The organism is Streptomyces sp. NPDC088246 (assembly GCF_044741025.1).
Lineage (GTDB): Bacteria > Actinomycetota > Actinomycetes > Streptomycetales > Streptomycetaceae > Streptomyces.
This window is the reverse complement of record NZ_JBIURV010000020.1, coordinates 155,850-171,267: the sequence shown is the minus strand read 5'-3', so window position 1 is coordinate 171,267 and position 15,418 is coordinate 155,850. Positions and strand designations below refer to the sequence as shown.

Annotated in this window: 15 protein-coding genes; 5 read left to right on the top strand and 10 right to left on the bottom strand. The window is 69.7% G+C overall.

What is annotated here, in order from left to right; translation table 11 throughout:
* A partial coding sequence (locus ACIPEK_RS26615; RefSeq protein WP_402000701.1) for a hypothetical protein occupies positions 1–185 on the top strand: 185 nt, incomplete at its 5' end.
* Between the two features lie 81 nt (positions 186–266).
* On the opposite strand, the gene ACIPEK_RS26610 is transcribed toward ACIPEK_RS26615, so the two are convergent.
* Positions 267–1,424: an acyl-CoA dehydrogenase gene (locus ACIPEK_RS26610; RefSeq protein ID WP_383068458.1), complete on the bottom strand. Its 1,158-nt coding sequence runs from the start codon at positions 1,422–1,424 to the stop codon at positions 267–269.
* 199 nt (positions 1,425–1,623) lie between these two features.
* On the opposite strand from ACIPEK_RS26610, the gene ACIPEK_RS26605 reads away from it, so the two are divergent.
* Entirely contained in the window at positions 1,624–2,967 is a 1,344-nt protein-coding gene (locus ACIPEK_RS26605) for a UDP-glucose dehydrogenase family protein (RefSeq protein WP_402000698.1), read from the top strand.
* Between the two features lie 217 nt (positions 2,968–3,184).
* Here ACIPEK_RS26605 and ACIPEK_RS26600 read toward each other — a convergent pair whose 3' ends face one another.
* Positions 3,185–3,697, bottom strand: a complete 513-nt coding sequence (locus ACIPEK_RS26600; protein ID WP_402000695.1) for a CGNR zinc finger domain-containing protein — start codon at positions 3,695–3,697, stop codon at positions 3,185–3,187.
* 95 nt (positions 3,698–3,792) lie between these two features.
* Here ACIPEK_RS26600 and ACIPEK_RS26595 point away from each other — a divergent pair, with 95 nt between their 5' ends.
* A complete protein-coding gene (locus ACIPEK_RS26595; RefSeq protein ID WP_402000692.1) occupies positions 3,793–4,155 on the top strand; it encodes a VOC family protein in 363 nt (120 codons plus the stop codon).
* A 46-nt stretch (positions 4,156–4,201) separates the two neighbouring features.
* Here ACIPEK_RS26595 and ACIPEK_RS26590 read toward each other — a convergent pair whose 3' ends face one another.
* The 3 genes from ACIPEK_RS26590 to ACIPEK_RS26580 are packed head-to-tail and all read right to left on the bottom strand — an operon-like array spanning position 4,202 to position 7,090.
* Entirely contained in the window at positions 4,202–5,395 is a 1,194-nt protein-coding gene (locus tag ACIPEK_RS26590; protein WP_402000689.1) for a dipeptidase, read from the bottom strand.
* Positions 5,396–5,402: 7 nt separating this feature from the next.
* Positions 5,403–5,942, bottom strand: coding sequence for a 5-(carboxyamino)imidazole ribonucleotide mutase (gene purE / locus ACIPEK_RS26585; RefSeq protein WP_093898729.1), 540 nt, complete (start codon positions 5,940–5,942; stop codon positions 5,403–5,405).
* Positions 5,939–7,090: a 5-(carboxyamino)imidazole ribonucleotide synthase gene (locus ACIPEK_RS26580; RefSeq protein ID WP_402000686.1), complete on the bottom strand. Its 1,152-nt coding sequence runs from the start codon at positions 7,088–7,090 to the stop codon at positions 5,939–5,941. Before ACIPEK_RS26580 ends, purE begins: the two co-directional genes overlap by 4 nt.
* A 171-nt stretch (positions 7,091–7,261) precedes the next feature.
* Here ACIPEK_RS26580 and ACIPEK_RS26575 point away from each other — a divergent pair, with 171 nt between their 5' ends.
* Positions 7,262–7,786 carry a GtrA family protein gene (locus ACIPEK_RS26575; protein ID WP_402000683.1) on the top strand — a complete coding sequence of 175 codons (525 nt, stop codon included), beginning with the start codon at positions 7,262–7,264 and terminating at the stop codon, positions 7,784–7,786.
* A gap of 17 nt (positions 7,787–7,803) precedes the next feature.
* On the opposite strand, the gene ACIPEK_RS26570 is transcribed toward ACIPEK_RS26575, so the two are convergent.
* Together ACIPEK_RS26570 and ACIPEK_RS26565 are read right to left on the bottom strand one after the other, a co-directional pair.
* Positions 7,804–9,069 (bottom strand): ATP-binding protein, encoded by a 1,266-nt coding sequence (locus ACIPEK_RS26570; RefSeq protein ID WP_402000680.1) that lies wholly within the window; start codon positions 9,067–9,069, stop codon positions 7,804–7,806.
* Positions 9,070–9,084: 15 nt separating this feature from the next.
* Positions 9,085–9,762 carry a response regulator transcription factor gene (locus tag ACIPEK_RS26565; RefSeq protein WP_018524728.1) on the bottom strand — a complete coding sequence of 226 codons (678 nt, stop codon included), beginning with the start codon at positions 9,760–9,762 and terminating at the stop codon, positions 9,085–9,087.
* Positions 9,763–10,257: 495 nt separating this feature from the next.
* On the opposite strand from ACIPEK_RS26565, the gene ACIPEK_RS26560 reads away from it, so the two are divergent.
* Positions 10,258–11,748 carry an oligopeptide:H+ symporter gene (locus tag ACIPEK_RS26560; protein ID WP_402000676.1) on the top strand — a complete coding sequence of 497 codons (1,491 nt, stop codon included), beginning with the start codon at positions 10,258–10,260 and terminating at the stop codon, positions 11,746–11,748.
* A gap of 84 nt (positions 11,749–11,832) precedes the next feature.
* Here the strand turns inward: ACIPEK_RS26560 and ACIPEK_RS26555 are convergent, their stop codons facing one another.
* From ACIPEK_RS26555 to ACIPEK_RS26545, 3 genes are read right to left on the bottom strand one after another with little or no spacing between them, the layout of a single operon-like run.
* On the bottom strand, positions 11,833–13,197 hold the full coding sequence (locus ACIPEK_RS26555; RefSeq protein ID WP_402000744.1) for a hypothetical protein: 1,365 nt from the start codon (positions 13,195–13,197) through the stop codon (positions 11,833–11,835).
* Positions 13,198–13,235: 38 nt separating this feature from the next.
* Positions 13,236–14,354 (bottom strand): hypothetical protein, encoded by a 1,119-nt coding sequence (locus ACIPEK_RS26550; RefSeq protein ID WP_402000673.1) that lies wholly within the window; start codon positions 14,352–14,354, stop codon positions 13,236–13,238.
* Positions 14,351–15,346: a hypothetical protein gene (locus tag ACIPEK_RS26545; protein ID WP_402000670.1), complete on the bottom strand. Its 996-nt coding sequence runs from the start codon at positions 15,344–15,346 to the stop codon at positions 14,351–14,353. The genes ACIPEK_RS26550 and ACIPEK_RS26545 overlap by 4 nt, the downstream gene beginning before the upstream one ends.
* Positions 15,347–15,418 lie beyond the last annotated feature (72 nt).

Sequence of the window (15,418 nt, the reverse complement as noted above, 5' to 3'; positions counted from 1 at the left end):
GAGCCGAAGGTCGAGCCGAAGGTCGAGCCGAAGGACTCCTGCTCGTCCTCCACGCGCGCGGTATCGCCATCACCGACGAGACCCGCAAGAAGATCGCCGACTGCGACGACCCTCAGCTCCTGCACCAGTGGCTCAACCGCGCCGCCACCGCCACCACCACAGAGGAAGTCTTCGCCGGGGAGTGATCCAACCCCGGCCTCCCCGCCGCATACACACGTCTGGCCCCCGACGCGCACATCGGGGGCCAGACACCAGAGCAGCAACCGTTACGGCAGGTTCCTCGCCATGACGATCCGCTGCACCTGATTCGTGCCTTCGTAAATCTGCGTGATCTTCGCGTCGCGCATCATCCGCTCCACCGGGTAGTCCCGCGTGTAGCCGTAGCCGCCGAGCAGCTGGACCGCGTCCGTGGTGATCTCCATCGCGACGTCGGAGGCGAAGCACTTGGCCGCGGCGCCGAAGAAGGTGAGGTCGCTGTCGAGGCGCTCGGACTTGGCGGCGGCCGAGTAGGTGAGCTGGCGGGCCGCCTCCAGCTTCATGGCCATGTCGGCGAGCATGAACTGGACGCCCTGGAAGTCGCCGATCGGCTTGCCGAACTGCTTGCGCTCCTGGACGTAGCCCTTGGCGTAGTCGAGGGCGCCCTGGGCGATACCGAGGGCCTGGGCCGCGATCGTGATGCGGGTGTGGTCCAGGGTCTTCATCGCGGTGGCGAAGCCGGTGCCCTCCTCGCCGATGATGCGGTCGGCGGGGATACGGACGTTGTCGAAGTAGACCTCGCGGGTCGGGGAGCCCTTGATGCCGAGCTTCTTCTCCGGGGCGCCGAAGGAGACACCCTCGTCCGACTTCTCGACGACGAAGGCGGAGATGCCCTTGGAGCGCTTGGTCGGGTCGGTGACGGCCATGACCGTGTAGTACTCGGAGACGCCCGCGTTGGTGATCCAGCGCTTCACACCGTTGAGCACCCAGAAGTCGCCGTCGCGCACGGCCCTGGTCTTCATGCCCGCCGCGTCGGAACCCGCGTCGGGCTCGGAGAGGCAGTACGAGAACATGCCGTCGCCCTTGGCGAGCGGGCCGAGGTACTTCTTCTTCAGGTCCTCGGAGCCGGAGAGGACCACGGGGAGCGAGCCGAGCTTGTTCACGGCCGGGATGAGGGAGGAGGAGGCGCAGACACGGGCCACCTCCTCGATCACGATGACCGTGGCGAGGGCGTCGGCGCCCGCGCCGCCGTACTCCTCGGGTACGTGCACCGCATGCAGGTCAGCGGCGGTCAGGGCATCCAGCGCCTCCTGCGGGAAGCGCGCCTCCTCGTCGACCGCTGCCGCGTGCGGGGCGATCTTCGCCTCGGCGAGCGCACGCACCGTCTCGCGGAGCATCTCGTGCTCCTCGGCCGGACGGTACAGGTCGAAATCGGTCGAACCCGCCAAGGCGCTCACTCCCCAAAGATGCTAACTACCGTTAAGTAACCCGATTTTAGAGCTCCGCTGCCGCAATGGCCTATGCAATGCGTGCGTGAGCTTCGCGACAGGGGTGGGAGAAGCTGCGCAGGCAGCCGGAAACCGGGCCTCCGGAGGCACGACTATGCTCGTTCACCGCACGTCTGTCCGCATCTCCCAGGAGCACTACATGGCCCTCAGGATCACTGTGATCGGCACCGGCTACCTCGGCGCCACCCACGCCGCGGCCATGGCGGAACTGGGCTTCGAAGTGCTCGGCCTCGATGTCGTGCCCGAGAAGATCGAGATGCTGAGCACCGGCAAGGTCCCGATGTACGAGCCGGGCCTCGAAGAGCTGCTCCGCAAGCATGTGGAGGGCATCGAGGGAGCCACCGGACGGCTGCGGTTCACCACCTCGTGGGAAGAGGTGGCGGCCTTCGGCGATGTGCACTTCGTCTGCGTGAACACTCCGCAGAAGCACGGCGAGTACGCCTGCGACATGAGCTACGTCGACAGCGCCTTCGAGTCGCTGGCACCGCATCTGACCCGGCCCGCCCTGGTCGTCGGGAAGTCGACCGTGCCGGTGGGTTCGGCGGCCCGGCTCGCGGCGCGGCTGGCGGAGCTGGCACCGGTGGGTGCGGAAGCGGAGCTGGCCTGGAACCCGGAGTTCCTGCGCGAGGGCTTCGCCGTGAAGGACACCCTGCACCCGGACCGGATCGTCGTCGGCGTGACGAGCGAGCGGGCCGAGAAGCTGCTGCACGAGGTGTACGCGGTGCCGGTCGCCGAGGGTTCGCCGTTCGTGGTGACGGACTTCCCGACCGCCGAGCTGGTGAAGACCGCGGCCAATTCCTTCCTGGCCACGAAGATCTCGTTCATCAACGCCATGGCGGAGGTCTGCGAGGCCGCCGACGGCGATGTGAAGAAGCTGGCCGAGGCGATCGGGCACGACGAGCGGATCGGGTCCAAGTTCCTGCGGGCCGGGATCGGCTTCGGCGGCGGCTGTCTGCCGAAGGACATCCGGGCCTTCATGGCGCGCGCCGGTGAGCTGGGCGCGGACCAGGCACTGACCTTCCTCCGCGAGGTCGACTCGATCAACATGCGGCGCCGCGGCCACATGGTGGAGCTGGCCCGGGAGGCCGTGGGCGGCGATTCATTCCTCGGCAAGCGGGTCGCGGTCCTGGGTGCGACGTTCAAGCCGGACTCGGACGACGTACGGGACTCACCGGCGCTGAACGTGGCCGGGCAGATCCATCTGCAGGGCGGCCAGGTCACGGTCTTCGACCCGAAGGGCATGGACAACGCCCGGCGGCTCTTCCCGACCCTCGGCTACGCGGACTCGGCGCTGGAGGCGGTGCGCGGCGCGGATGTGGTGCTGCATCTGACGGAGTGGCGCGAGTTCCGCGAGCTGGACCCGGCGGCGCTCGGCGAGGTCGCGTCCCGCCGGATAATCCTGGACGGCCGCAACGCGCTCGACAGCGAGCAGTGGCGCGAGGCCGGCTGGACGTACCGGGCGATGGGGCGCCCGAAGGCCTGACGCATCCGGTCTTCGGACCGGTCTCAGAGCCTGTCGGGTGACCTCCGATCGGATAGCGGACGCGGTCTGGTGCGTGCGATTCCAAGGCGGAGGAGGGAGTCGACGCGAAGGGGGTCCCCCCATGCCTTCAGCTATGGGGGAGTTGGTGACTGACGACAACGCGGGAAGCCTGCGTGCCAGGGCGTGGCCGCCCGGTCGGAGGGCACCCGACAGGCTCTCAGCCGCGCTTCGCGCGGTAGGTGCGCATTTTGGCGCGGGCGCCGCACACCGACATGGAGCACCAGCGGCGGCGCCCCGCCGGGCTGCGGTCGTAATAGGCCCATTGGCAGTCCTCGGCCTCGCACGCCTTGAGCCGGGCCCAGGTGCCGTCGGCCGCCGCGGTGGCGATGGCCGCCGCGACACGGGCGGTCAGACCGGCCGGTTCGGCGGCGGGCCGCAGTGAGGCGGCGCCCGCCGCGTCCACGGTGACGCGCAGGGGCGCTTCGGCGAGGAGCCGGTCGAGCGGGGGTGCTGCGGAGCCGTCCGGCGGACGGTGGCCGGCATGGGCGAGGCAGGCGGTGCGGAGCGCCTCGCGCAGAACGCGGGCGTCCGGGACGTCCGGCTCGGCAAGAGAGAAGGCGGCACGCCCGTCCGCCGTATCGAGAGTGTCCGCACCGGTCTCGATGTCCAGTGTGTTGACCAGGGCCTCGATCAGCGCGAGTCCACCGGGCGCGGAATCCTTCTCATTCATGGTTGCGACGTTACCTCCGGTGCGGCAGCATGCAGTAACGGTTACCCGTTGAGAAGCCTTAGGGGTAACCATCCCTGTCTGAAGGAGGAAGTGTCATGGCTGTCGCCGCACTGGGTGCCGTCGTTCTGGACTGCCCCGACCCCGTTGCGCTCGCCGGGTTCTACGCCGGGCTGCTCGGCGGAAAGATAGAGGACCACGAGGGCTGGGTGGAGCTGACCGGTGGCGCGGCCGTGCCGCTCGCGTTCCAGGCCGCGCCCGGTTTCGTACCGCCGCGGTGGCCCGGTCCGGACGGCTCGCAGCAGTTCCATCTGGATCTGACCGTGCCGGACCTGGACGCGGCGGAGCGGGAGGTGCTTGCGCTGGGTGCGGCCGTGCTGGATGCGGAGGACCGGGAGCGGAGCTTCCGGGTGTACGCGGATCCTGCGGGGCACCCGTTCTGTCTGTGTGCGGGTCAGTAAACGTGCGGGGCACCCCTGGGGGTGCCCCGCACGCGACAGCTCCGGCTCAGCCGGCCTGGGCGTCCAACTGCTCGATCGTGGCGTGGGACGGGGCCCGGCGCGTGCTCAGCTCGCGTGCGACGTCCTCGGCGTCGCGCAGCACCCGTACCGCGTTCTGCCAGGTGAGCTTGGCGAGATCGGCGGTGGACCAGCTCCGGCCGAGCAGCTCCGCGATCAGGTTCGGGTAGCCCGCGACGTCCCCGAGGCCCTCCGGGAGGAAGGCGGTGCCGTCGTAGTCGCCGCCGATGCCGATGTGGTCGATCCCGGCGACCTCGCGCATGTGGTCGAGGTGGTCGGCGATCGTCGCCACGGTGGCCATCGGGCGCGGGTTGGCCGCTTCGAAGGCTGCGTGGATCTTCATGGCCTGCGCGGTGGTGTCGAGGTGGTGCAGGCCGTGGGCGCGCATGTTCTCGTCCGCGGCGTGGGTCCAGGCGACGGCTGCCGGGAGGACGAACTTCGGTACGAAGGTCGCCATGGCGATGCCGCCGTTGGCCGGGAGCCGGCCGAGGACGTCGTCGGGGATGTTGCGCGGGTGGTCGCAGATCGCGCGCGACGAGGAGTGCGAGAAGATCACCGGCGCGATGGAGGTGTCGAGCGCGTCGCGCATCGTGGTGGCCGCCACATGGGAGAGGTCGACCAGCATGCCGGTGCGGTTCATCTCCCGTACGACCTCGTGGCCGAAGGGCGAGAGACCGCCCACGCCCGGCTCGTCGGTCGCCGAGTCCGCCCACGCGATGTTGTCGTTGTGGGTGAGCGTCATGTAGCGAACGCCCAGGGCATGCAGCGCGCGCAGGGTGCCCAGCGAGTTGTTGATGGAGTGGCCGCCCTCGGCGCCCATCAGGGAGGCGATACGGCCTTCGGTGCGAGCCGTCTCCATGTCGTCGGCGGTCAGGGCGCGCCGCAGGTCCGCGGGGTAGCGCTCCAGCAGCTCGGTGACCACGTCGATCTGTTCGAGGGTGGCGCTGACGGCTTCGTCGCCCGTCATGTCGGACCGTACGTAGACGGACCAGAACTGGGCACCGACGCCGCCCGCGCGCAGCCGCGGGATGTCGGTGTGCAGATGGGCGGACTGGTCGGTGGCGATGTCGCGGGCGTCCAGGTCGTAGCCGACCTGTTCGCGCAGCGCCCACGGCAGATCGTTGTGGCCGTCGACGACGGGGTACTCGGCGAGGAGTTCCGCGGCCCGCTTCAGCTGGTCCACGGGTGCCCTACTTCCCGAAACCGAAGGAGTCACTGCCCTCGACCTTGCTGCGCAGTCGCTTGCCCTTCTCCGTCGCCTGGTCGTTCAGCTCCTGCTGGAACTCGGCCATGCGGGCCTGCAGCTCGCTGTCGTGGGCGGCGAGGATGCGTGCGGCGAGCAGGCCCGCGTTGCGTGCGCCCCCGACCGAGACGGTGGCGACGGGAACACCGGCGGGCATCTGCACGATGGAGAGCAGGCTGTCCATGCCGTCCAGATACTTCAGCGGGACCGGGACGCCGATGACGGGCAGCGGGGTGACGGAGGCGAGCATGCCGGGCAGGTGGGCGGCGCCGCCCGCGCCCGCGATGATCACCTTGAGGCCGCGGTCCGCCGCGTGCTCGCCGTACGCGATCATTTCGCGCGGCATGCGGTGGGCGGAGACGACGTCGACCTCATAGGGGATCTCGAACTCGTCGAGGGCCTTGGCCGCTGCTTCCATGACGGGCCAGTCGGAGTCCGAGCCCATGACGATGCCGACGACCGGCGCGGCGGAGGCGGGGGAAGTCATTCGGTGATCGTTCCTCTGAGGTAGTCAGCTGCATGGCGGGCTCGGTCTCGCACGTCCGCCAGGTCGTCGCCGTAGGTGTTGACGTGTCCGACCTTGCGGCCGGGCTTCACGTCCTTGCCGTACATGTGGATCTTGAGCTGAGGGTCGCGGGCCATGCAGTGCAGATACGCCTGGTACATGTCCGGGTAGTCGCCGCCGAGCACATTGGACATGACCGTCCAGGTGGCGCGGGGGCGCGGGTCGCCGAGCGGGAGGTCGAGGACGGCCCGGACGTGGTTGGCGAACTGCGAGGTGATCGCGCCGTCCTGGGTCCAGTGCCCGGAGTTGTGCGGGCGCATCGCGAGCTCGTTGACCAGGATGCCGGGCTTCCCGTCGGGTCCACGGGTCTCGAAGAGTTCGACGGCGAGGTGGCCGACGACGCCGAGCTCGGAGGCGATACGGAGAGCGAGCTGCTGGGCCTCGCCCGCGAGCCGCTCGTCCAGCTCCGGGGCCGGGGCGATGACCGTGTCGCAGACCCCGTCGACCTGGATCGACTCGACGACCGGGTACGCGACGGCCTGGCCGTGCGGCGAGCGGACGATATTGGCCGCCAGCTCCCGTACGAAGTCGACCTTCTGCTCGGCGAGGACGGCGACACCGGCCCGGAAGGGGTCGGCCGCGTCCGCCTCGGAGCGGACCACCCAGACGCCCTTGCCGTCGTAGCCGCCGCGGACCGTCTTGAGGACGACGGGGAAGCCCCCGACCTCTTCCGCGAAGGCCGCGACGTCGGCCGGGTCCTTCACGATGCGGTGGCGGGGGCAGGGCGCGCCGATCTCGGTGAGCTTCGCGCGCATCACCCCCTTGTCCTGGGCGTGCACCAGTGCATCGGGTCCCGGGCGCACGGGAATGCCGTCCGCCTCCAGGGCCCGCAGGTGTTCGGTCGGTACGTGCTCGTGATCGAAGGTGATCACGTCACAGCCGCGCGCGAAGGCACGCAGCGTGTCCAGGTCGCGATAGTCGCCGACGACGACTTCGTTCACCACCTGGGCCGCCGAGTCCTGGGGGGTGTCACTGAGGAGCTTGAACTTGATGCCGAGGGGGATGCCCGCCTCGTGGGTCATACGGGCGAGCTGACCGCCGCCGACCATGCCGACTACCGGGAACGTCACTCCTCCAGGGTATCCGGCGCTCCGGGGGGCGTCCGACGACGCCCTCCGCCCGCCCCGGCAGGGGCACGTCACAGCATCGCCACACCTGACAGAACATCCACAGGCAACCCCTGGACGGGCTGGATAGCATGAGCGGGTTGACGTAACCGACAGACGGGCTGAGCGATCACCATGAGCGAACGGGGCGCACTGCGAACCCGGCTGGATCTGCTGGCCCGGGAGGTCGCCAAGTTCGGGGCGGTCGGCGCATTCGGCCTGGTGGTCAATATCGCCATGTCCAACCTGCTCTGGCGCACCACGGATCTCCAGGTGGTGCGGGCGGGTCTGCTGGGGACGTTCGTCGCCATCCTCTTCAACTACGTCGGCTTCCGCTACTGGACGTACCGGGACCGTGACAAGACCGGGCGGACCCGGGAGCTGACGTTGTTCCTGCTGTTCAGCGCGGTGGGTGCGGTCATCGAGAACGGTGTGCTGTACGTGGCGACGTACGGGTTCGGGTGGAACAGCCCGGTCCAGAGCAATGTCTTCAAGATCCTCGGGATCGGCATCGCGACGCTGTTCCGCTTCTGGTCCTATCGGACGTGGGTGTTCAAGGCGCTGCCCGCCAAGGAGACCGCGCTGAGCGCGGAGGGGTTCCTGAAGCAGGGACGTACGGAGCAGGTGCCGCAGGTCGGGGCGGATTCGGTGCGGCCGTAGCCGCCCACCGCACGCGCTCACCGCACCGGGCGTTCCGGTTCCTGTCTGTTCAGGGCCACCCGGCTGAGGAACAGGGCGAAAACCGGTGGCTGCTGCTGGAGCAGTTCGAGGCGGCCGCCGTCCGCCTCCGCGAGGTCCCTGGCGACCGCGAGGCCGATGCCGGTGGAGTTGCGGCCGCTGATCGTCCGCTCGAAGATCCTGGCGCCGAGATCGGCGGGCACGCCCGGGCCCTCGTCCGTGACCTCGATCACGGCCTGATTGCCGGTGACCCGGGTACGCAGGGCGACCGTACCGCCGCCGTGCATCAGTGAGTTCTCGATCAGTGCGGCCAGCACCTGGGCGACCGCGCCCGGCGTACCGACGGCCCGCAGCCCCTGCTTTCCGGAGCGGACGATGGCGCGGCCCTCGCCGCGGTAGGCCGGGCGCCACTCCTCGATCTGCTGCTTGACGACCTCGTCGAGGTCGAAGACGACGGCGGAGCCGGTACGCGGATCGCGGGCGTTGGTCAGCAGCCGCTCCACCACATCGGTGAGCCGCTCGACCTGGGTGAGGGCGATGTTCGCCTCCTCCTTCACCGTGTCCGGGTCGTTGGTGACCGAGATCTCCTCGATCCGCATGGAGAGCGCGGTCAGCGGCGTACGGAGCTGGTGCGAGGCGTCGGCGGCCAGCCGGCGTTCCGCGGTCAGCATCCGGGCGATCCGCTCGGCGGAGGAGTCCAGGACGTCGGCGACCCGGTCCAGCTCCGGCACTCCGTACCGCTTGTGGCGCGGTCGTGGATCGCCGGAGCCCAGGCGTTCGGCGGTCTCGGCGAGGTCCGTCAGCGGCGAGGCCAGTTTGTTGGCCTGGCGTACGGCGAGGAGCACGGCCGAGACGATGGCCAGCAGCGCCACCGCGCCGATGATCATCAGGGTGCGGCCGACCTCCTGGGTGACGGCGGAGCTGGACTCCTCGACGGTGACGCGCTCGCCCTGCTCCCCCTCGGCCGTGCTGCTGATCACCCTGCCGGTGGGGCGCGTACCGACTTCGAGGGGGGCGCGTCCGGGGATCTTGACCAGTGCGTAGCGCTTGCTGGAGATCTGTTCGGCCAGCAGCGCGGGGTTGATCCGCTCCGCCCCCAGGAGCCGGCTCTCGACGACGCTGATCAGCCGCAGCGCCTCGGAGTCGACACTCTCCTGGGCGCTGTTGCTGATGGTGCGGCTCTCGACGATGACGAGGGAGACGCCGAAGACGGCGATCACCACGAGCACCACGGCGAGCGTGGAGTTGATCAGTCTGCGGCGCATGAGTGCTTCTGTACGTCAGCTCTTCTCGAAGCGGAAGCCGACGCCCCGTACGGTCGCGATGTAGCGGGGGTTGGCCGCGTCGTCACCGAGCTTCTTGCGGAGCCAGGAGATGTGCATGTCGAGGGTCTTGGTCGACGACCACCAAGTGGTGTCCCAGACCTCGCGCATCAGCTGGTCGCGCGTGACGACCCGGCCGGCGTCGCGGACGAGGACCCGCAGCAGGTCGAACTCCTTGGCGGTGAGCTGGAGTTCCTCGTCGCCCATCCAGGCCCGGTGCGACTCGACGTCGATCCTGACGCCGTGGGTGGCGGGCTGCGGAGCGGGTTCGGTGGCGCCGCGACGCAGCAGGGCCCGGACGCGGGCGAGCAGTTCTGCCAGACGGAAGGGCTTGGTGACGTAGTCGTCGGCGCCCGCGTCCAGGCCGACGACGGTGTCCACCTCGTCGGCGCGGGCGGTCAGCACCAGGACCGGCACGGTGTGGCCTTCGGCACGGAGCCTGCGGGCAACTTCGAGGCCGTCCATCCCGGGCAGACCCAGGTCGAGTACGACCAGGTCGATCCCGCCCTGGAGGCCTGCGTCGAGAGCGGTCGGACCGTCTTCGCGGACCTCGACCTCGTAACCCTCCCGACGCAGGGCGCGGGCCAGCGGCTCCGAGATGGATGCGTCGTCCTCGGCGAGCAGTACACGGGTCATGGAGTGATGGTAGTCCGCGCAGGGCGGATGCTGTGAGGTGACCGAAAAGCCCTGCGGGTCCGTGTGGAAAACGGAGAAGGGCCTTCGAATATGGGAGTGCGGTTCCATCGAAACCTGTGATCCATCTCTCAAGTCCATTCATATCCGGCAGTGTCATGTCGTATGGTTGCTCGACGCCTGTTGCACTACTCAAGGACCCTTGGGCAGCTTTTAGCGCCGAGGGTCTCTTTTGTTCTGCCGGCTGGTACCCGCCAGTCGTGAAGTTCAGTGAATGACCTGTGGCCGGGCCCGGAACGCGAGGATGCGCACCGGGCGTGGATCCCGATGCGGTCGGTCCCCGTCTTCTTCGGTCGGCTCCTCGACGAGTCCGGCGGTCGGGACGAATCCCCTTGTCAGGCGTTGGGGTGGGGCATGGCCTTGTGTCGGTGCCGGCCTCCCCCCACCGGGCGCGTCACGCTCACGAGGCGTCGCGTCCCGAGCAAGCAAGGATCGACCATGGCGTCCAGCCTGACGAAGGACCCGGCCAGTACTTCTGGATCCGAGAAGACCTTCTTCGGCCACCCCCGCGGCCTGGCCACTCTCTTCATGACCGAGATGTGGGAGCGTTTCAGCTATTACGGCATGAGGGCGCTGCTCCCCCTCTACTTGATCGCCCCCAACGGGCTTCACATGAACCCGGCCACGGCCACGGCGATCTATTCGGTCTACGTGTCGCTGGTCTACCTGCTCGCCATGCCCGGCGGCTGGTTCGGCGACCGTGTCTGGGGTCCCCGCAAGACCGTCGCCGTCGCCGGTGCCGTCATCATGATCGGCCACCTGGCGCTGGCGCTGCCCTTGCAGGGCACCTTCTTCGCCGGTCTCGGACTGGTCGCCATCGGCTCCGGTCTGCTGAAGTCCAACATCTCGACGATGGTCGGCCACCTCTACGACGGCCCGGACGACCCACGCCGCGACGGTGGCTTCACGATCTTCTACATGGGCATCAACGCGGGTGCCTTCGCGGCGCCGCTGATCATCGGTACCGTCGGTGAGAACGTCAACTGGCACCTGGGCTTCGCGCTCGCCGCGGTCGGCATGGGACTCGGCCTCGCCCAGTTCCTGATGGGCACCCGCCACCTGAACGAACGCAGCCTCGTCGTCCCGAAGCCGCTGTCCGCCGCCGAGCGGGCGAGCACGCTGCGCAAGGGCATGATCTGGCTGGCCGTCGCGGCCGTCTTCTACATCATCACGGTCGTCACCGGCGTTTACACGCTCAACTGGCTCCTGGTCCCGATCACCGTCGCGGGCCTGGTCATTCCGGTCGTCGTTCTGGCGCGCATCAAGCGCGACAAGGAGCTCAGCGCCACCGAGCAGTCGAAGATGTCCGGCTACATCTGGTTCTTCGTCGCCGCCGCCATCTTCTGGATGATCTACGACCAGGGCGGTTCGACGGTCGCGATCTTCGCCAAATCCTCGGCCGACAACACTGTCTTCGGCTGGAACTTCCCGGTCTCCTGGTACCAGTCGGTCAACCCGGTCCTGATCATGGCGCTGGCCCCGCTCTTCGCCGCCTTCTGGCTGTCGCTGAACCGCCGCGGCAAGGAGCCCAGCACCATCGTGAAGTTCAGCTCCGGCCTGGTGCTGGTCGGTGCGTCGTTCTTCCTCTTCCTGATGCCGCTGACGATCGCGACCGACGGCCACAAGGCCGCCGCGATGTGGCTGGTCGCGATCTACTTCGTCCAGACGGTCGCCGAGCTGACGCTGTCCCCGGTGGGCCTCTCCGTCACCACGAAGATGGCTCCGGCCAAGTACGCCAGCCAGATGATGGGTGTCTGGTTCCTGGCCGTCACCGCCGGTGACTGCACCACGGGTCTGCTCTCCACCGCGGGTGTGGAGCTCAACGGCACCGGCGTGGTCACCCTGCAGGCCTTCCTCGCCGTTGCCGCGGGTGTCGCGGTCTTCATGTACCGCGGCAAGGTCAAGCAGCTCATGGGCGACGTGCGCTGACGCGCCGAACCCGGCTGTACGAAGGGCCGCTGCACCGGCACATCGGCGCAGCGGCCCTTCGCGTGCATCCGTACGGAGCTCAGCTCACCTGGTGCCGCGCAGCCTGCGCCACGGGGTGAAGGTGAACACGGCGCCGCCCAGCAGGATCGCCGTCCCCGCGACCAGGCCGAGTGCGCGCAGGGTGCCGTTGTCCTCGGCCCCGGTGGCGGCCAGTCCGCCGCCGGAGTCCGTGCCGCCCGCCGTGGAGCCGGTGGAGCCGGCAGAGCCGGTGGTGGCGCCACCGGAGGCGCCACCCTGCTGGGCCGTGGTGTCGAGTTCCAGCGACGGCGTCACCGGACCCTTGACCTTGCAGGGGATGTTGATCTTCGAGGAGCCCAGGGTGACATCGATCGTCAGGGTGCCGGGGCTGAGCGTGGATTTCCCGGACGCGCCCGGCTTGTAGGTGCCGGTCATGTCGGACAGATCAACCGGCTTGCCCTGCTCCAGCGGTACGGCGTTGGCGGGTCCGGTGACCTTCACCGAGCCCTTGTCGGCGCCGCCGATGACGATGTCCATGGACGGTTTGAGCGCACCGGCGGGCAGCGCGGCGGGGCTGTCCATCACGCCCTTGGCCGTCTTGACCGTGAGCGCGTAACTCCCGCCGCTCTTCTTCGCGTTGATCGTCACCTTGGAGGCGATGCCGGCCGGTCCCGGGGACGTACAGGCGAAGTTGACCGAGACCTCCTTGCCGGGGAAGTCGGTCTGGCCGCCGCCGGAGCCCGAGGTGGTGCCGCCCGCGGCCGTCGCGCCACCGGCGGTCGTGCCACCGGCGGTCGTGCCACCGGCGGTCGTGCCACCGGCGGTCGTGCCACCGGCGGTCGTGCCGCCCGCGGTCGTCGTGCCGCCCGCGGTGGTGGAGCCGGTGGTCGTGCCGGTGGTCGTGCCGCCCGCGGTCGTGGATCCGCCGCCGTTCGTGACCTTGATGGTCGCGCCCGGCTGCACGGTCTCCTTCGGGGCGCACTTGGTGTCCGTGGAGATCGGCTTGGAGACGTTGATGTTGTAGGCGTCCGGTGTCAGCGTGATCTCACCGGCCTTCTCCAGCTTCAGTGTGCCCTTCATGTCGGGCAGCACCATGGCGCTGTTCTTGGGGATCGGCGGGTTCTGCCGCGGCCCTTCCATCTGCAGGGTTCCCGTGGCCGCGCCGCCCACCTTGATGGTGCCGGTCGGCTTGACCGTGTCCTTCTCCAGGTCGAGGACATCGGGGTTCCTGGAAGCGGCCTCGACCGTCTTCCACACCACCTCGACGGTGTCCCCGACCTTCGCCTCGGCCGGCGCGGTCAGTTGCACCTTGGTGGTGCCCTGCACGGCCGGCAGCCCGGAGATGGGCGGGGGAACGCACTCCGTCCTGTACGAGATGTCGGCGGCCTGGGCCGGGTTCGCGGCCAGCAGCATGCCCGCGCCGCCGAGCATCATCGCGACTCCCGCCGCGACCGTCCTGCGTTGCGTACTCACGAATGTCCCTTCGTCGTCGGTCTGTTCTCTGACGGTGCGGAATCGGGTGTGAACCATGGCAGCGCGGCCGTGGTGACGGGCGCTGCCGCAGGGCTCTCAGCGGGCCCCGGCGCGCGGCGCAGCTTCGGGAGCCTCGCGGTCACATCGGCCAGTTGCGGGTGACGGTGGCGCCCGGCACGGACCGGGGTGCGCGAGGTGCGGGGACGTACTTTGTCGACGATCGCCATGCCGATCCGGAACACGGCGGCCGGTACGACGACGCACAGCAGGATCCAGAAGAGCGTGACTCCCCAGGGGCGGCCGACCCCCCACGGCTGCTCGGCCAGCACCTTGCTGCCGTACTTCAGCGAGACCTGGTAGTCACCGTGGGCGCCCGCCGCCAGTTCGACCGGCAGCTTGATCTGCGCCTTGCGGCCGGACTCGATGGTGCCGCGCCACTGCTGCTCCTCCCATTGGGGGGCGAAGACGCCGTGCGCGGTGCCGATCCGGAAGACCGGGTCCTTGACGGGAGCGGAGCCGAGGTTGCCCACGGTGAAGACCAGGTGTCGTGAGGGCGGGGCGCCGAACCAGGTGAGGATTCCGCTGTCGCCCTCGAGCCGGGTGGTGGCCAGCACCGCGAGCCTGCCCCCCTCGCTCTCCTTCGGCAGCGCGGCGACCGGGTGGCCGGCGACGACGAACACGGCGTCGGCGGTGGCCTGTTCCCCGGTGACCGTGGCCACATGAACCACACAGGGGCAGGGTGCGGGCGGCTCGGCGACCGGCATCTTCTTGCTGAAGTCGCCCTCGGTGCCGGTGGTGACGGCACGGCCCTCGGCATTGGCGCAGGAGTTGGTGCCGCCGATCACCCCGCGGTCCGGCGTGGACTGTCCGCAGATCAGCATCATCAGCAGCGTGTTCGGGCGCCAGCCGCTGCCCTTGACGGTGATGTCGCCACCCTTGCCCGCCTGCTGCTTGGAGAGGGTGATCACGGGCTTCGCGTCCGTGGCCCTCGTACCCGCCGCGTCGGCGCCGGTCGTGGAGAGCATCAGCAGGGCGGGCAGCAGGGCGCCGAGCAATGCGGCCGTCCACCGGTGGCTGCCGCTCCGGAGTGATGCCGGTCCGGCCTGTCCAGTCACGATTCCGCTCCCGCCTTCACCAAGTGCCTTCTGTCCGAGTGCCGTTGATCGCCCGAGGACTGTCCGGGCCTGTCGTCGTCCGGTGGCCGCCTGTGTGAGCGCCGGAGCCGGTGCGCGTACGCGCCCGTGGCGACGGCGGCCAGGAGCAGCAGTGCGCCGCCGGTCACCGGCCCCCACGGGACGAAGGCCGCACGGGCCGTCGCCTCGCTGTGCGCGCCGCCCGCCGCCGTGACGCGCAGCCGTACGGTCACCGAGTCGAGGGCCGGGGCATCCCGCCACGGTTCGCCGAGCCTGACGCGCTGTCCGGGCAGCAGCTCCACCGGCAGCGTGCGCGCCTCGCGCCGCAGCAGCGTCCCTAACACTCCGTCGGCGCCGACGGCGATCCGCGGCGCCAGCACCGTGTTGCCGCGGTTGACCAGCGTGTAGTGGATGGCCTGCCCGGACACGGTGACGTCCTCGACGGTCAGCGCGGCCAGCGTCGGCCCACCGACCCGCAGTTGGACCCGTACGCCCACCGAGCGGTCGCCGCTCCGCACGACGATCGCACCGGGGTGGTCGCCGGGCGTCGCGCCCATCGGCACCGTGACGGAGAACGGCACATCGGCGCGGGTGCGGGCCGGCACGGTCACCTCGGCGGCGGCGGTTCGCAGCCAGGCACCGGTCCCGGTGGAGCCCTTGCCACCGCGTACCGCGAAGTCGCCGTCCTCGGGTTTGTACGCGTCGGCGCCACGCAGCCGCACGGTGACCGGGGCCGAACCGGAGTTGGTGACGGAGAGCCGGTCCTGGAGAACGGTGCCGGGCGGGCCCTCCAGATAGAAGTACGGCCTGCCGCCGTCCGTGCCGGAACCGCTCACCGCGGGCTGCGCCGTCCACGACGCGGCGCTCGCCGGCGTCGGCCTCCGGGCCGCGGCACCGGCCACCGGAGTCATGGCGAGGGCGAACAGCAGTACGGCGAGGACGAGTCGGGCGGCGTGACCGGTCGGCGACGGCATGGGCAGCTCCCTGGTACGTGACGGCAGCGGGATCGTGGGGCCGGGGCCTTTCCTCCGGATCCGGCCCGATCC

What these genes read in the sequence shown, in the direction of transcription:
- ACIPEK_RS26605 (WP_402000698.1), top strand. Translation starts at nt 1,624, where the DNA reads ATGGCCCTCAGGATCACTGTGATCGGCACCGGCTACCTCGGCGCCACC.
- ACIPEK_RS26600 (WP_402000695.1), bottom strand. Translation starts at nt 3,697, where the DNA reads ATGAATGAGAAGGATTCCGCGCCCGGTGGACTCGCGCTGATCGAGGCC.
- ACIPEK_RS26595 (WP_402000692.1), top strand. Translation starts at nt 3,793, where the DNA reads ATGGCTGTCGCCGCACTGGGTGCCGTCGTTCTGGACTGCCCCGACCCC.
- purE (WP_093898729.1), bottom strand. Translation starts at nt 5,942, where the DNA reads ATGACTTCCCCCGCCTCCGCCGCGCCGGTCGTCGGCATCGTCATGGGC.
- ACIPEK_RS26575 (WP_402000683.1), top strand. Translation starts at nt 7,262, where the DNA reads ATGAGCGAACGGGGCGCACTGCGAACCCGGCTGGATCTGCTGGCCCGG.
- ACIPEK_RS26570 (WP_402000680.1), bottom strand. Translation starts at nt 9,069, where the DNA reads ATGCGCCGCAGACTGATCAACTCCACGCTCGCCGTGGTGCTCGTGGTG.
- ACIPEK_RS26565 (WP_018524728.1), bottom strand. Translation starts at nt 9,762, where the DNA reads ATGACCCGTGTACTGCTCGCCGAGGACGACGCATCCATCTCGGAGCCG.
- ACIPEK_RS26560 (WP_402000676.1), top strand. Translation starts at nt 10,258, where the DNA reads ATGGCGTCCAGCCTGACGAAGGACCCGGCCAGTACTTCTGGATCCGAG.
- ACIPEK_RS26555 (WP_402000744.1), bottom strand. Translation starts at nt 13,197, where the DNA reads ATGCTCGGCGGCGCGGGCATGCTGCTGGCCGCGAACCCGGCCCAGGCC.
- ACIPEK_RS26545 (WP_402000670.1), bottom strand. Translation starts at nt 15,346, where the DNA reads ATGCCGTCGCCGACCGGTCACGCCGCCCGACTCGTCCTCGCCGTACTG.